The organism is Rhizobium sp. BK399 (assembly GCF_014194695.1).
Classification (GTDB): domain Bacteria; phylum Pseudomonadota; class Alphaproteobacteria; order Rhizobiales; family Rhizobiaceae; genus Rhizobium.
In genome coordinates, this window is record NZ_JACIAH010000001.1 from 182761 (window position 1) to 198096 (window position 15336).

The following is a 15336-nucleotide window of genomic DNA, read 5'->3' on the forward strand; positions in this document are numbered from 1 at the left end:
AATGGGGCTGCGACCAACGGCGCTTTGTGCAATGCTGCTCACAGCATCCTCGCTCTACGCTCAAACCGCGGCGGCGGATGATCCGATCCTGCCGGCTTCGATCATATTTGCGACCAGCACGGGTTACTGGGAAGACGACGGCACCGCACCTGCCGTTCAACGGGCACCATCGGCACCTCAGCCGACGGCATCGAGTCCCGCGACAGCCAAGCCGCGCCATGGTTACTACAAACTGTTTGCGGTCCGGCAATCCGACCGCACGGCCAAGATCTACCTACAACAGATCGAGCAGGGGGACGGCGGGCCGGCGATCGCCTCGACGGTTGAATTGCAAGAACTCAACGAGCTAAAGCCATATGTCACCGACATCCGGCCAGAAAACTCCTCCGGAATGCTCAAGGAGCCCGGCCTTTTCGCTATGGTTTATCTGAAGACCGATCCGGATGCGGAATCGGAGACCTGGACGGTCGTCATCGACGAATTTGGTGAGGTCACTGTCGGGAAGGCAAGCAACTAACACTTTGCCGCTGAACGTCGCGCACCCCTAAGCCAACTGGCTTTGCCGATGAAAAAGGCCTCTTTCGAGGCCTTCTCAAATCCGGTTGACAGTAGTCAGTCAACGTCGTCGACGACCGCGTCCGGCTTGCCGCTGATGCGGTGCGCAAGAGCTGCTTCCATGAACTCGTCGAGTTCACCGTCCAACACGTCGCCTGGTGCTGTGCTCGCCACGCCGGTCCGCAGGTCCTTGACCAACTGATATGGTTGCAAGACGTACGAACGGATCTGGTGTCCCCAGCCAATGTCGGTTTTGGACGCCGCTTCTGCGTTTGCCGCTTCTTCGCGCTTCTTCAACTCCGCCTCGTACATGCGGGCACGCAGCATATCCCAGGCCTTGGCGCGGTTCTTGTGCTGCGAGCGCTCCTGCTGGCAGGCGACGACGATACCGGTCGGAATGTGCGTGATACGCACGGCCGAGTCGGTCGTGTTAACGTGCTGACCACCCGCTCCCGATGAACGGTAGGTATCGATGCGGCAATCGCTTTCATTGATCTCGATGTTGATCGAGTCGTCGACCACGGGATAAACCCAGATCGACGAGAAGGAGGTGTGGCGACGTGCATTGCTGTCATAGGGCGAGATGCGCACGAGGCGGTGAACGCCCGACTCGGTCTTCAGCCAACCATAAGCGTTGTGACCCTTCACCAGCAGCGTCGCGGACTTGATGCCCGCTTCTTCGCCGTCGTGGACTTCGAGAAGCTCGACCTTGAACTTCGAACGCTCGGCCCAGCGCGTGTACATGCGCAGAAGCATGTTGGCCCAGTCCTGGCTTTCCGTGCCGCCTGCGCCGGAGTGAACTTCCAGATAGCTGTCGTTGCTGTCGGCTTCGCCCGAAAGCATCGCTTCGACCTGACGCCGGGCAGCCTCGGCCTTCAATCCCTTGAGGGCATCTTCGGCGTCCTTGACGACGCTTTCGTCACCCTCTTCCTCGCCCATTTCGATGAGCTCGATATTGTCGGTCAGCTCCTGCTCGAGCTGCTTCACGCCATTGATGCCGTCGTCCAGCTGCTGGCGTTCGCGCATCAGCTTCTGTGCTTCCTGCGCATCGTTCCAGAGGGTCGGATCCTCTGCCTTGTTGTTCAACCAGTCCAGTCGCCTTACCGCCTGGTCCCAGTCAAAGATGCCTCCTCAGCAGGGTGATAGCCTGCTTGGTTTCATCGACCACGTTCTGGATTTCCGCTCGCATTTTCCTGCTTCTTTGCGTTGCTACGAAGATTGCCCGTCAGATAATTGTGGCGGCTGCGGATGTAAAGAGCCGCAGCCGCCACAAGAGTTCGGGGAAGACTTAGTAAAGGCCGCCGGCGCCGGACTGAACTGCCTGATTGGCCTGGGGAGAGGTCCGCAGAATCTCCTCAGGTGCCATAGCGTTGTCCATCCCGATGACCGACAGACTGTCGGCAGGACCGGTGCCGGGCTTGAAGGCTTCGATAATCGTGTTCGGATCACCCTGCGCGGCTGCCATACCGGTCTTGCGGTCGATCGGGATGAGGTTCATCCCGGCAGGAATAACGAATTTCGACTCGGGCATGTCCTTGACGGCCGTCTGCATGAATTCATTGAAGATCGGCGCCGACAGCGAGCCGCCGGTGCCGCCACGGCCAAGGGTCGAGGGCGAGTCGAACCCGATGTAGAGACCGGCGACGAGGTCCGGCGTGAACCCGACGAACCACGCATCCTTCTCGTCGTTGGTCGTCCCGGTCTTGCCCGCGACATCACGACCGCCGAGATCAATCTTGCCGGCTGCAGTGCCACGCTGGATGACGCCCTGCAGCATCGAGGTGATCTGGTACGAGGTCATCGGATCGAGAACGGTTTCGCGATTGTCGACGACGTTCGGTTCGTCCTGGTTTTGCCAGTCGCTGGCGTTGCAGCCCTCGCAAACGCGCTCTTCGTGCTTAAAGATCGTGCGTCCGTAGCGGTCCTGGATGCGGTCAACCAGTGTCGGCTTGATCTGCTTGCCGCCATTGGCGATGACGGAATAGGCCGACACCATGCGCAACACCGTCGTCTCGCCGGAACCCAAGGACATGGCGAGAACCGGCATCATGTGATCGTAGATGCCAAAGCGCTCGGCATATTCAGCAACGACATTCATGCCGAGGTCGTTGGCGAGGCGAACGGTCATGCGGTTGCGCGAGTGCTCGATAGCGAAGCGAAGCGTGTTGGCGCCACCACCCTCGCCTTCGTAGTTATCTGGCGCCCAAACCTGGCCATTGCCCGTCTGGATCGAGAGCGGATCGTCGCTAACGACCGAGGCCGGTGTGTAGCCGTTGTCCATGGCCGCCGCGTATACGAACGGCTTGAAGGACGATCCCGGCTGGCGCATCGCCTGGGTGGCACGGTTGAATTCCGATTGCGCATAGGAGAAGCCGCCGACCATGGCAAGCACGCGACCCGTTTTCGGATCCATCGCCACCAGGCCGCCCTCGACCTTTGGCGGCTGGCGAAGCCGGTAAGAATTGGAGCCCTCAGCACCCAGCCGCTCTACATAGACGACGTCACCGGCGGAGAGGACCCCTTCGGGCGACTTCGCCGTCTTCCGGCCAGTAGCGGAGCGATATGCCCACTGCAGGTTCTTGGCCTCGATGATCCCGCGCTCGCGCTCGGACGGAATCTTGCCCGCGCCGTCCTTGGGCGGCTGCAGGCCGATGTCGACGCTGTCGTCCGAGACAGCCAGCACAACAGCCAATTGCCATTCGGGGACATCCGTCAGTGCCGGAATATCGGCAAGCGCCTTGCCCCAATCGGCCGCAGTGTCGATCTGCTTGATCGGACCATGGAAGCCACGGCGCTCGTCATAATTCGTCAGACCATCCTGAAGGGCTTTGCGGGCGAAGACCTGTAGCTCGGGATCAAACGACGTGCGGACTGACAGACCGCCTTCGTACAGCATCTTCTCGCCGTACTGCTCGATCAGCTGGCGACGGACTGCCTCGGCAAAATAGCCGGATGCGAAGAGCGAGGGACCGCTGCTGCGACCGGTCACGCCAAGGGGCTGCTTCTTGGCTTCGGCGCCATCGGACTGGCTGACATAGCCATTCTCGACCATGCGATCGATGACCCAGTTGCGGCGGGTGACCGCTGCTTCGGGATGACGGAAGGGATGATAATTGGCCGGCCCCTTTGGCAGCGACGCAAGATAGGCCGCATCAGCGATCGTCAGTTCGTTCACCGACTTATTGAAATAGGTGAGCGACGCGCTGGCGATGCCGTAGGAGTTCAGACCGAAGAAGATCTCGTTCAGGTACAGCTCGAGGATCTTGTCCTTGCTGTAGGCCTGCTCGATACGGAAGGAGAGGATCGCTTCCTTCGCCTTGCGCTCCATCGTCTGCTCGCTGGAAAGCAGAAAGTTCTTGGCGACCTGTTGGGTGATGGTCGAGCCGCCCTGGGTCGGGCCGCCGGTCAGATAGGCGACCACTGCGCGAGCGAAGCCAGTCACGTCGATGCCGGGATGCTGATAGAAATTCTTGTCTTCAGCAGACAGGAAGGCAGCCTTGACGCGATCCGGGACTGCCTGGATCGGCAGGAACAGTCTGCGCTCCTTGGCATACTCCGCCATCAGCGCGCCGTTGCCTGCATGGACGCGGGTCGTTACCGGTGGCTCGTAGCTACTCAGCACTGCGTAGTCCGGAAGATCCTTCGTGACGGTTGCCAAATAAACGGCAACAATAGCCGCTACGCCCAGGAACAGGACGCAAGCCACTCCGAAGAAATATCCAAGAAGTCTAATCATATTTAAGCTACCGGTATCTCAATCATCGATCGGCGCGAGCGTAACAATCGCAGGGATCGGGCATCTTGCACGTTGGGCGACTTACTCCATGAGCGTTTTCGCCACAAGCCAATTCAGTTTCATCGATGGAAACACAAGGCTGAGTAACGGCGTGAATGTGAGTAAAATAGGGCCTTGAAGCGCTATTCCCACATTGAAATCGCGTTACCCCAGCAAGTGTCACATCTGCGCCACGGCCGCAATCAGCCACCATTTGCAACCATCGCCGTGCGGTAGTGTTTGACTGCCTCCGTCAGCAGATCTGCCATCCTTCCCCGCCATGCATCATCAAGCAGGAGCTTTTCGTCGTCCTTGTTCGAAAGGAAGCCCAATTCCAACAGGATAGACGGGACATCCGGCGCCTGCAGAACGCGGAAACCGGCATGGCGATGAGGATTGTTGATTGTCCCCACCTGATCCTTGAACGACGTGAGTACACTCTCCGCCAAGGAAATCGAAAAAGCCTGCGTTTCGCGGCGCGTCAGATCCAGCAGAATATCCGCGACCTCAGGAGGTTCGGCCACGGTCTCCTTGCCGGCAATCTGGTCTGAAAGATTTTCGCGGTCGGCGAGATCGGCTGCGAGCTTGTCCGAGGCCTTGTCGGAAATCGTGTAGACCGTCGCGCCGCGAATGTCCTTCTGCTTCAAGGTATCAGCGTGCATCGAAATGAATAGCCCTGCGTGGTTTTGGCGGGCAATCTCCACGCGCTCGGATAGCGACAGGAACGAGTCGTCACTTCTGGTCAGAAACGCCTTGATGCCAGTCTCCCGATTCAGTCTATCGGCCAGTGCCTTGGCAAAAGCGAGCGTTACGTCCTTCTCTTGCGTCTTGGTATCGACGCCAATTGCGCCGGTATCGATCCCTCCGTGGCCGGCATCGACAGCGATAATGAAATCGCCGTTGACCGGCTTCTCAGGCGCCGGAATTGCCCCGGTGGTCGGTTGGGGTGAAGGATCGCTCCATGATTGAGCCTTGACGAGGTCGGCGAACTTATCCTTGTCGGTCATCGCGGCGTCGAGGACTAGGCGATGACCCTTGCCGTCGTCATCCGCCTGAACCTTGGCCACTTCCAGCTTCACCGGTTTTTTGGCGGTCAGCACGATGCGGGCGCTGTCCTCATCCATCTTTCCGTAACGGATGTCCTTGAAAAGGCCCCTCGCCTCGAGATCGCCCGCCGGGAAGCCGAAAGCTGTCGCCGGAAGATCGATCACCACGCGTTCGGGATTGGCGATGTAATGAATCGAAAAATCCGGGGCGCGATCGAAGTCGATAACGATGCGAGTCCGGGCGTCATCGCCGATGATGCGGGCGCCATAGGCGAGCAGCGGATCGACCTTTGTCATCTCGTTTGCTCGTGCCGGTGGAGGAAACGCAAAGGCCATTGCGGCCGCAGCAACGGCCACCGCGCCGGCAAAACTCGTTTTCCGCCATCCGGATATCACCGACGCGGGTCGTACCCTCTTAAACAATCGACCGCCACACCTTAAATATCATTCCGATCAAGTTCTCCCGGTAAACGCGAATTCGCCGGTACCGGCGCCGTTCGCGGCCATGGAGCCGAATCGGCGCCCTTAATCCCCGATTTTGTATGCCTTCCAAAATCCATCAATATTATGGCACATTTGGCTTTTCCCTTGCTATTGTGACAGAGAAAACATACAAGGATTTTTAGGGTAGAAGTGCTGACGGGATAGAGTCGCCTGCACGGCAGCCAAACCGCAAGGGAACTGGCGCCACAACCGGCAATCGTCCGCCGTCTTATGTGTTTCCACTCGAAATTGGATCCTGAATTTTCCTGCGTATGCGGGAACTTCATCGGTGGGATAGCCACCAACCGCTCTTTACAGAGAGAGCAAACTCATCGGACCTGAACAAGGTCTTAGTTTTGTTGATCTCGCTTGGTCTTTGATGGTGTCGCAGCAGGTTTTATCTGAAGTCTACAGGCCCCGGGAGAACGTCTCCCCCGCTGCTGTCTGGCTGCTGCTTTCCACACCGCACCAATCGCGACTTTCATTATCCGGCGCCGCATTGACGAGCCGCACCCCTCCTGTCTCATCGACCCGAGGGGATGCCGACGTTCGACCGCGCCGAGGAGCACACCTTACATGGCAGACAAGATGCTTATCGACGCGTCTCACGAGGAAGAGACGCGCGTTGTTGTCGTTCGCGGAAACCGCATAGAAGAATTTGACTTCGAGTCACAGCACAAGAAGCAGATCCGCGGCAACATCTATCTCGCAAAGGTAACGAGGGTCGAACCCTCGTTGCAGGCAGCCTTCGTTGATTACGGCGGCAACCGGCACGGCTTCCTGGCCTTTGCCGAAATCCACCCCGACTACTACCAAATCCCGCTTGCCGATCGTCAGGCCCTGCTTCGCGCCGAAGCCGAAGAGCATCGCCGCGACGACGACGTAGAACACGTCGAGACGGCGCCGGTCGATCTCTCCACTCAGGAACAGCCTGACGTTGGCGTCGCAGCGGCGGTCGCCGAAGCGCCGGCAGCCGAAGCAGCTCCTGAAGTAGACCCTGCCGCAGCAACCGAGACGGTCGAGGCCGTTGCGGAAGTTGCCGAGGAAGCGCCAGCCAAGAAGGCAAAGCCCCGCCGCAGCCGCAAGAAGGCAGCGCCTGCTGTTGAAGCGCCTGCAAGCGACGAGCCTGCCAGCGAAGCGGCCGCCGACAACGACGACGAAGGCTCCTCTGGTAGCCAGATGGCCGCGATGGTCGAAACCGACTCGATCTCCGAAGAGGTCGACGCCCGCCGTCGCAGCGACGATGACGATGACGACGATCACGACCATGAAGAGGAAGTGATCGAATCCGTCGGCGCCGAAGACGCGATGGAAGAAGTTCCCGATCGCGTCCAGCGCAAGCCGCGCAAGCAGTATCGCATCCAGGAAGTCATCAAGCGCCGCCAAATCCTGCTAGTACAGGTGGCAAAGGAAGAGCGTGGCAACAAGGGTGCCGCCCTGACGACCTATCTTTCGCTGGCCGGCCGTTACTCCGTCCTCATGCCGAATACGGCGCGTGGCGGCGGCATCTCCCGCAAGATCACCAATCCGCAGGATCGCAAGCGCCTGAAGGAAATCGCTCGGATGCTCGAAGTGCCGCAGGGCATGGGCGTCATCCTGCGCACCGCAGGTGCAAACCGCACCAAGGTCGAGGTCAAGCGCGACTTCGAATATCTGATGCGTCTGTGGGAAAACGTCCGCACGCTGACGCTGCAGTCGACCGCTCCCTGCCTCGTCTACGAGGAAGGATCGCTCATCAAGCGTTCGATCCGCGATCTCTACAACAAGGATATCAGCGAGATCATCGTTGCCGGCGAAGAAGGTTATCGTGAAGCGAAAGACTTCATGAAGATGCTGATGCCGAGCCACGCCAAGGTGGTTCAGCCGTACCGCGACATCCATCCGATCTTCTCGCGCTCCGGCATCGAGGCGCAGCTCGATCGCATGCTGCAGCCACAGGTGACGCTGAAGTCGGGCGGCTATCTGATCATGAACCAGACAGAAGCGCTGGTTTCGATCGACGTCAACTCCGGCCGTTCGACGCGCGAGCACTCGATCGAAGATACCGCGCTGCAGACGAACCTCGAAGCGGCGGAAGAAATCGCCCGTCAACTTCGCCTGCGCGACCTTGCCGGTCTGATCGTCATCGACTTCATCGACATGGAAGAAAAGCGCAACAACCGCGCCGTCGAGAAGAAGCTGAAGGAATGCCTGAAGAACGATCGCGCCCGCATTCAGGTCGGTCGCATCTCTCACTTCGGCCTTCTGGAAATGTCGCGCCAGCGCATCCGCGCTTCCGTTCTCGAATCAACGACGCAGGTCTGCTCGCATTGCGGCGGTACCGGCCACGTGCGTTCGCAGTCTTCCGTTGCCCTGCATGTCCTGCGCGGTATCGAGGAATACCTGCTGAAGAACACCACGCATGACATCACGGTTCGCACGACGCCTGATATCGCGCTCTATTTGCTCAACCATAAGCGCCAGACGATCGTTGACTACGAAGCCCGCTTCGGTGTCGCGATCATCGTCGATGCAGACGGCTCGGTTGGGTCGCAGCACTTTGCAATCGACCGTGGCGAGCCGGTCGAGAACCCGGTCAAGATCGAGAGCCTGTTCAACTTTGCCGCCATCCCCGATGACGAGGACGACGATATAGTTGTCGAAGTCGACGAGGAGGAAGAAGAAGAACTGGAAGCAAAGCCGGCTGCTGCGGAACGTCCGGCACAGCGCACCGAGGGCGATGGCGAAGGCCGCAAGCGCAAGCGTCGGCGTCGGCGTCGGGGCCGCAACGGCAATGGCGAAGCGGTAGCCGCTGACAACACGTCGGCCGACGCTGAGGAAGAAGGCGACCTGACCGACGGTGATGACGAGGATGAAGGCGACGAGAGCATTGCTGCCACCTCTGAGGCGCGTGAAGAAGGTGATGAGACCCAGCGCCGCAAGCGCCGTCGTCGTGGCAAGCGCGGCGGTCGCCGCAACCGCGAGGAAGGCGGCGAGCAGGCGGGCTCTGAGGCCGAGCTGGCAAGTGATGATGCTGGAGAGGGCGAGACAGAAGTGACCGCTGCCGAAGTCATCGAGGTTACCGCCGAAGAAGCCGTCGAGGCTCAGCCGGCGATGGCCGCCGTCGAGACGGGCGCGTCGGTTACCGAGGACGTGAAGCCGAAGCGCGCACGTCGAAGCCGCAAGGCATCGCCGGTCGAAGAGCCTGTTGTGGAAGTTGCAGAGGAGACGACACCGGCTGTCGAGGCTGATGTTGAAGTCGAGGCCGCGGCCGCAGACCTCGCAACGCCGGCCGCAGAGGAAGCAAAGCCTGTCCGCGCCAACAGAGAGTCGAACATCTCCTCGTCCGAACCGACGGTTAAGTCGACCCGCGGCGATGCTGCGGAGGGCGAAGGCGACAAGCCGAAGAAAGCTGGCTGGTGGCAGCGCCGCGGTTTTTTCTAAGATGGATATTCGGTGATAAGTAATACAGTCCGGCTGCGGCGACGCAGCCGGATTTTTTATGTCAACCGCGCGCTCGATGCATTGCTTGCGTTATCGCGAGGAGCATCGCGAGATGCGACATGGCCTTTTGACGGCACAGTTGCGCCCAAGTGTCCGTTCTTTTTGTCGGCAACTGCTGCTTTCGTCCGCATGCGGAGCGGCTTCCCATCCACATGATCTATGTCGAATGAATTCGTCTTCTTGACCAGATCGCTTAGCTTCCGGAAGCCATATGTCCGCGGATCGAAGTCCGACGCCAGATTTGCGAGTTGCGCTCCGACTGCACTGAGCGATACCCATCCATCTTCACTCTCCATCTGCGCAATGACCTTCTTGATAACGGGCGTCGCTGCACTCGGCTGGCGGAGCGAGGGCGCTTGCGTCGCCTCAGTGCCGTTTGATGATGCCGTGGGCACTAGGTTCTCAGTATAGATAAATCTACGGCAAGCCTGACGGAAACTCTCAGGGGCCTTCTGCGCACCAAACCCGAAAACATCGAGGCCTTGCTCACGGATCCGCAAGGCTAATCGGGTGAAATCGCTGTCCGAGGAAACAAGACAAAACCCATCGAAGCGGCCGGTATGCAGGAGATCCATGGCGTCAATGACAAGCGCAATATCGGAAGCGTTCTTGCCCGTGGTGTATGCGAATTGCTGTTGAGGGATTATCGCGTGTCGCACCAGCACGTCGTTCCACGCTTTTGAGCAGGAACTGGCGAAGTCGCCATAGATGCGGCGCACGCTTGCCTCGCCAAGCTTAGCGATCGCTTCGAACAAGCCGGCGGCGATTTTTGCAGAAGTGTTATCAGCATCAATAAGCACGGCAAGTCGCGGCGTACGGCGCTCGGGCATTCATAGCTCCAGTCTCTCGTGATAGACCGGCGCCCAGCATCAACCAGCCAACTACTGCCCGCAACTATTAGTAATAAAGTTAGTAAATGACACGTCGACCGCCTGTCTCTTCCTCACGAGGCAGGCGGCACGTCCATCCCGCTTCCAGCGTTAGGGTGAGGTCGTCGCAGATCCTGGCAGCGCGTTTCACTCGCGCTCGGAAATCATGGTCTCTCGCGGATACTCTCCGCAGAAACCCCGCCAGTTGGCGATCGTGAAACCAAAAACCACAAGCGCTCCTGCTTGATGCAGCAGCCCCCAATGAAGCGGGACCTCCAGCAACAAGGTAGCGATTCCAATCGCCGCCTGTATCGTCACCAGTGCAAACAGGACGACGGCGCGCCGAGCATGGGTCGTGGACGGCGCAGCGGTCAGAGCAATGATCATGTTGACAAGCGTCAGCGCGAAAAGGGTATAGGCCCCCAGTCGATGAACGAACTGCACCGTCTTTGGGTTCTCGAAGAAATTGATCCAGGCCGGTTGCTGTATCAACAGGTCGGAGGGCACGAGGGCACCATCCATCAACGGCCAAGTATTGTAGGTAAAGCCGGCATCGAGGCCCGCTACGAGTGCGCCGAGGTAGATCTGGAATAGCGCAAACGCCGCAATTGCGCCCGCCCAGACATACGAGCTCCGCGTAGGCGCCGGGTCGTCGGAGTGCGGTGCGAGACCCCGCATGATCCACATGCAGGAGGCGAAGATCAGACAGGCCATCACAAGGTGCGTGGCCAGCCTGTATTGGCTGACGTCGGTTCGGACCGAAAGCCCCGACGATACCATCCACCAGCCGATCGCGCCCTGCAGACCGCCCAGCATCAGGATCCCGAAAAGAGGCCAGCGCAGCCGTCTCTCCACCCTACCCGTGATCCAGAAATACAATAACGGCAGTGCGAAGATGACACCAATGCCGCGCGCGAGCAGCCGGTGTGCCCACTCCCACCAAAAGATGCCCTTGAATTCGTCAACGGTCATGCCGCTGTTCATCTGCTGATACTCGGGAATGCGCTGGTAGAGCTTGAATTCCTCTTCCCATTCGGCGGCGTTCAGAGGCGGAATGACGCCGTGGATGGGCTTCCACTCGGTGATCGACAGGCCCGAATTCGTTAGCCTAGTGGCACCCCCGACGATTACCAGACAGAACAATGCCAGGAGCACGAAGCCCAGCCAGATGCGGACAGCGCGGCGATTGCCGTCCTGCCGGCGGATCTCGCGCAGGATCTGCTGTTCAGTGCTCAAGTTCGCGATGGCCATGGCTGCTCCTTACTTCCGGCAGTTGATTTGCCTGAGCAGCTCATGCAAAACAAGCCCTGAACCTTTGCGGCATGCCGTCGCGGCAATCCGAACACCACTGCGAAAGATATTTGATGCCAGTCCGCCTCCGCAAATTCATCGGTACGATCCTGATTGTCGTGCTCGTACTCGCCTATGCGGTGCTCGCAAACACGATTGCCGTTGCAACGCTCGGCAACGCGCCATGGTGGGGGCAACTCCTCTACTTTTTCCTGACCGGCCTGTTATGGGTGCTCCCCGCCATGGTCATCATCAAATGGATGGCCGGACCGAAGCAGCAGTGAGCCGTTAACGCCGGGATAACCCTGATCGATGGAAAGGACGGTGCCACGTCTCTCATAAACGAATTGGATGCCCCGCCGCCCTATTCTCCGCTCCGGCAAGTCAGACCGGAGAGAGACCGTGCAGGCGCAAACGCTTCCTGTTCCAGATAGACCGCATCATTCAGCAGAGTCCGACGGTTGCGAACTCGAAATCACCGTCTTGGACAGTCTGGCACCACTGGAAGTGCGTTGGCGGGAGCTTGATCGCGACAATCTGAATTCGCTGCATCAGGGCATCGACTGGTGCATGTCCTGGGCCAAAGCCCATGTGAACCCGTTGTCAATTGTCTGGGGCAGGCTTGGCGCGGAAACAGCATTCATTCTGCCAGTGGAAATCAACAGGTTTCATGGGTTCCGCACCGCGAGATTCATCGCTGCCGATCACAGCAATATCAACACTGGTCTCTTCACAACGCGCTTCATCGAACTGGCCAAGGATCTCGAGCCGGAAAAGTTCGCAGGGCTGCTGCGTCGGGCGCTGATTGGGCGTGCCGACCTTCTCTTGCTGCAGAACATCCCGTTGGAATGGCGGGGCCGCCGTAGTCCCTTGGCGTTGTTGCCGATGGTGCAAAACCAGAACCATGCCTACCAGCTTCCCCTTTTCGAGAACATGGAAGCAACAGTCCAACAGTTGAATGCGAAGGGACGGCGCAAGAAGTTCCGAACCCAACTGAGACGCCTGGAGGCGCTCGGCGGATTCGACTATGTCGCCGGCGGCACGGCGGATGAACAACATAAGTTGCTCGATCGTTTCTTCACACAGAAGAGCGAGCGGTTTCAGGCACTCGGCCTGCCGGACGTGTTTGCAGATCAGGCAACGAAAACCTTCCTGCATGGCGCAATCGACATCCGCGAACGCGAGAACTCCATGGTGGGATTGGAGATGCACGCGATCCGCTTGAAGGGCGAGCATGATGGCCATATCGCCGCGATCGCCGGTATTTCGCGCAAGGGAGACCACGTCATCTGCCAGCTCAGCGCGATCGATGAGAGTGTGGCGGCAGAGGCAAGCCCCGGCGAGTTCCTATTCTGGCAGATGATCGCCGGTCAGCACGGCAAGGGTGTCAGCCTGTTCGACTTCGGCCTTGGCGACCAGGGCTACAAGCGCTCCTGGGCGCCTGTGGAGACCGAGCACTATGACCTCGTTCTGCCGCTTTCCCTAAGGGGTAGTGTCGGTGGTGTGGTGCATCGCGCGATCACGAGAGGCAAAGCCTTCATCAAGTCTCGCGCGAAGATTTACCGCGTTGCGCAACGCATACGCCGGGCAATCCGTGTTTGATCAGGCGGCACGCTGCGACAGCGCACTTTCGATAGGCTCGCTGCCATCGGACATCAGCACCACACGTTCGTAGCCTGCCGCTTCGAACTCGGTCATGGCCGTGACGAACTCCTGTTCGACGATCTCGGGCATCGACAGGATGATTTCGACGTCCTTGCTTTGCGTCAGGCGCGAAACGCCGGCGACATCAGCGGCGCCGCATTCCACGATCACCAAATCGTAGGCCGAGACCAGAGCGTCCAGCAGAAGCGAGAGACGAGCGGCGCCGCGCATTGCCCGATGCGGATCGCTAATCCCCTGCGGAATGAAGTGTGCGTCCGAGCGACTATCGCCGTGGATTGTGTCTCCAAAGGCCGCATCCCCGCATAGCAAGTCGGTTATGCCAAGCATGCTGCGATCTTCGGCCATTAGGTCGGTCGGCAGGCCAGAGCCTGTCATGTCGACCAGAATGACACGCGAGCCATCCTCCGCCAACTTGCGGGCAAGTGATACGGTCGCCGCGGATCCGTCGTCACCGGTCGGTGAAATGGCAATTGCCAGAGGCGCCCTGCTGCCGCGAAGGTAGTCGGACACGGATGCGATCGAGAACTCGCTCGCCTCGACAACCGGTTCATCCTCTTGCGTTTCGGCCGGCGGCTCATCGTCTGCGGGCGTTGCCAGCAGGCTCGGCGTAGCGATCCGCTTCGGGAGAACACTCGTCGCTGTCGGTTCGTCGGCTTCCTCGCGCGCGTCCTCCTCAGGAGACCCTACCGGACGGAGTGCCCGTCCGCTGAAGAGTTCGGCGAGCATGACCGTGATCGAGGTCATGATAAGAGTTGCCAAGGCAGCGACAATGACGATCGGCACAAGTTTGGGGAAATAAGGGTCGACAGGTTGGATGGCCTTCGACACAACGCGAGCGTCGGCCGGGCTCGAATTCTTGTCGGCACGCGAAGCCGCCTCGCGATAGCGAGACAGGTAGGTCTCCAAAAGCTGGCGCTGAGCCGCGGCTTCCCGCGTCAAGGCGTTCAGACCGACTTCGTCTTCGCCGGCCTGCGCGCTGTTGGCCTTGAGCTTGTCGGCCTGCTGTTCCAGTTCCTTTTGGCGGACAGCGGAGACCTTCGCTTCGTTCTCAATACTCGCCAGGATTTTCTGCGTCTCCTGCCGGATCTGCGCCTTGATATCCGAAAGCTGGGCGCGAAGGCTCTTCAGACGCGGGTGGTTGTTGAGCAACGATGTCTGCAGGTCTGAGATCTGGGACTGCAGTCCTGACTCCGTGCTCTTCAACCGCTGCATGGACTGAGACGACATGATGTCCTGCAACGTATCGGATGCCTCGCCGGCCGAGAGAGCATTGCGCACCGACTGGGCGCGCGCCTCGGCATTGGCACGATCTCCGCGGACGCGAGTCAGCTCCGCCGAAATATCGTTCAATTGTTGCGTTGGAAAATTCGCCCCACCGTTGGTCGGCAACAGGCCGTGCTCGGCACGATATTCGGCGACCTTTTGCTCGGCGTCATTTACCTTCTGGCGGAGGTTTTGGATCTCTGGTTCCAGCCAGCGTGTCGCCTCGGAGTTCGAGGCTAGTTTCGCGCCGCTCTGGGTAGCAAGATAGACCGCCGCCATCGCGTTCGGGATCACTGCCGCAAGCTTCGGATCCTTCGAGGTGAAGGTGATGCCGATTACACGCGACCCCGGAACCTGATAGACCTGCAGCCTCTCCGTGAACGCGTCGATCACGCGCTCTTCGGGGGGATTTTCATAGGGATTTTTCTTGAGGTGGAGAGCCACCAGAATATCTGTCAGCGCCGAGCCGTTCGCGGCCGCATCGAATTCCGGCAGATCATATAGCTTCTGGCTATTGATAACCTGCTTGATGAGGTCCGCCGACTGGAGTAGCTGCACCTGGCTCGCAATGTTGAGTTCGTCCAGCAATGGACCGGCGTTGGCATCGGCTGCTTGGGCATTGGCGAAGGCCGGTGCGCGCGGCTCGATCAGGATGCGCGTTTCGCTTCGGTACTTCGGCGAGATCATCTTTGCGCCCGTGAAGGCGACCCCTGCCCCCAACGCGGTGATTGCCAGAACCTTCAGCCGGCGTGCCCAAACGGCGCGGACTAATTGCCCGAGATCGATGTCCACATCCTGATTACCCGATACGCCGGACATGCTTGTACTCCAAGAACAAACGTGGCCGCGAGGGTAAATGACTATAGTAACCCAACGGTTAATGCTTGCTCCCGCATTCCGGCGACAC

The 15336-nt window shown here is 59.4% G+C and carries 10 protein-coding genes; 4 read left to right on the top strand and 6 right to left on the bottom strand.

All coding sequences use genetic code 11. The annotated features are described in order from the left end of the window. The first annotated feature begins 1 nt into the window (after position 1). Positions 2–517, top strand: a complete 516-nt coding sequence (locus tag FHT97_RS00975; RefSeq protein WP_183859282.1) for a hypothetical protein — start codon at positions 2–4, stop codon at positions 515–517. 95 nt (positions 518–612) lie between these two features. On the opposite strand, the gene prfB is transcribed toward FHT97_RS00975, so the two are convergent. From prfB to FHT97_RS00990, 3 genes are all read right to left on the bottom strand, one after another. Continuing rightward, a protein-coding gene (gene prfB, locus FHT97_RS00980) for a peptide chain release factor 2 (RefSeq protein ID WP_141652299.1) occupies positions 613–1744 on the bottom strand; the annotation gives its coding sequence in 2 pieces (ribosomal slippage) (positions 613–1674 and positions 1676–1744; 1131 coding nt in all). Positions 1745–1843: 99 nt separating this feature from the next. Continuing rightward, positions 1844–4291 carry a penicillin-binding protein 1A gene (locus FHT97_RS00985; protein WP_114712272.1) on the bottom strand — a complete coding sequence of 816 codons (2448 nt, stop codon included), beginning with the start codon at positions 4289–4291 and terminating at the stop codon, positions 1844–1846. A 242-nt stretch (positions 4292–4533) separates the two neighbouring features. Continuing rightward, positions 4534–5799: an N-acetylmuramoyl-L-alanine amidase gene (locus FHT97_RS00990; protein ID WP_183859283.1), complete on the bottom strand. Its 1266-nt coding sequence runs from the start codon at positions 5797–5799 to the stop codon at positions 4534–4536. 636 nt (positions 5800–6435) lie between these two features. On the opposite strand from FHT97_RS00990, the gene FHT97_RS00995 reads away from it, so the two are divergent. Continuing rightward, on the top strand, positions 6436–9282 hold the full coding sequence (locus tag FHT97_RS00995) for a ribonuclease E/G (protein WP_183859285.1): 2847 nt from the start codon (positions 6436–6438) through the stop codon (positions 9280–9282). Between the two features lie 56 nt (positions 9283–9338). Here FHT97_RS00995 and FHT97_RS01000 read toward each other — a convergent pair whose 3' ends face one another. Together FHT97_RS01000 and FHT97_RS01005 are read right to left on the bottom strand one after the other, a co-directional pair. Further along, positions 9339–10172: an NYN domain-containing protein gene (locus FHT97_RS01000; RefSeq protein WP_183859287.1), complete on the bottom strand. Its 834-nt coding sequence runs from the start codon at positions 10170–10172 to the stop codon at positions 9339–9341. 186 nt (positions 10173–10358) lie between these two features. Continuing rightward, positions 10359–11462 (bottom strand): COX15/CtaA family protein, encoded by a 1104-nt coding sequence (locus FHT97_RS01005; protein ID WP_183859289.1) that lies wholly within the window; start codon positions 11460–11462, stop codon positions 10359–10361. Positions 11463–11575: 113 nt separating this feature from the next. Here FHT97_RS01005 and FHT97_RS01010 point away from each other — a divergent pair, with 113 nt between their 5' ends. Further along, positions 11576–11785, top strand: coding sequence for a DUF2842 domain-containing protein (locus FHT97_RS01010; RefSeq protein WP_007801121.1), 210 nt, complete (start codon positions 11576–11578; stop codon positions 11783–11785). 118 nt (positions 11786–11903) lie between these two features. Then, positions 11904–13103, top strand: coding sequence for a GNAT family N-acetyltransferase (locus FHT97_RS01015; RefSeq protein ID WP_183859291.1), 1200 nt, complete (start codon positions 11904–11906; stop codon positions 13101–13103). Here FHT97_RS01015 and FHT97_RS01020 read toward each other — a convergent pair whose 3' ends face one another. Beyond that, on the bottom strand, positions 13104–15248 hold the full coding sequence (locus tag FHT97_RS01020; RefSeq protein WP_183859293.1) for a Wzz/FepE/Etk N-terminal domain-containing protein: 2145 nt from the start codon (positions 15246–15248) through the stop codon (positions 13104–13106). It lies immediately after the preceding gene. Between the last annotated feature and the right edge of the window lie 88 nt (positions 15249–15336).

Excerpts from the sequence above, each read along its gene's own strand:
- FHT97_RS00995 (WP_183859285.1), top strand. The coding sequence starts at position 6,436 with ATGGCAGACAAGATGCTTATCGACGCGTCTCACGAGGAAGAGACGCGC.
- FHT97_RS01020 (WP_183859293.1), bottom strand. The coding sequence starts at position 15,248 with ATGTCCGGCGTATCGGGTAATCAGGATGTGGACATCGATCTCGGGCAA.
- FHT97_RS00985 (WP_114712272.1), bottom strand. The coding sequence starts at position 4,291 with ATGATTAGACTTCTTGGATATTTCTTCGGAGTGGCTTGCGTCCTGTTC.
- FHT97_RS00975 (WP_183859282.1), top strand. The coding sequence starts at position 2 with ATGGGGCTGCGACCAACGGCGCTTTGTGCAATGCTGCTCACAGCATCC.
- FHT97_RS01005 (WP_183859289.1), bottom strand. The coding sequence starts at position 11,462 with ATGGCCATCGCGAACTTGAGCACTGAACAGCAGATCCTGCGCGAGATC.
- FHT97_RS01010 (WP_007801121.1), top strand. The coding sequence starts at position 11,576 with ATGCCAGTCCGCCTCCGCAAATTCATCGGTACGATCCTGATTGTCGTG.
- FHT97_RS01000 (WP_183859287.1), bottom strand. The coding sequence starts at position 10,172 with ATGCCCGAGCGCCGTACGCCGCGACTTGCCGTGCTTATTGATGCTGAT.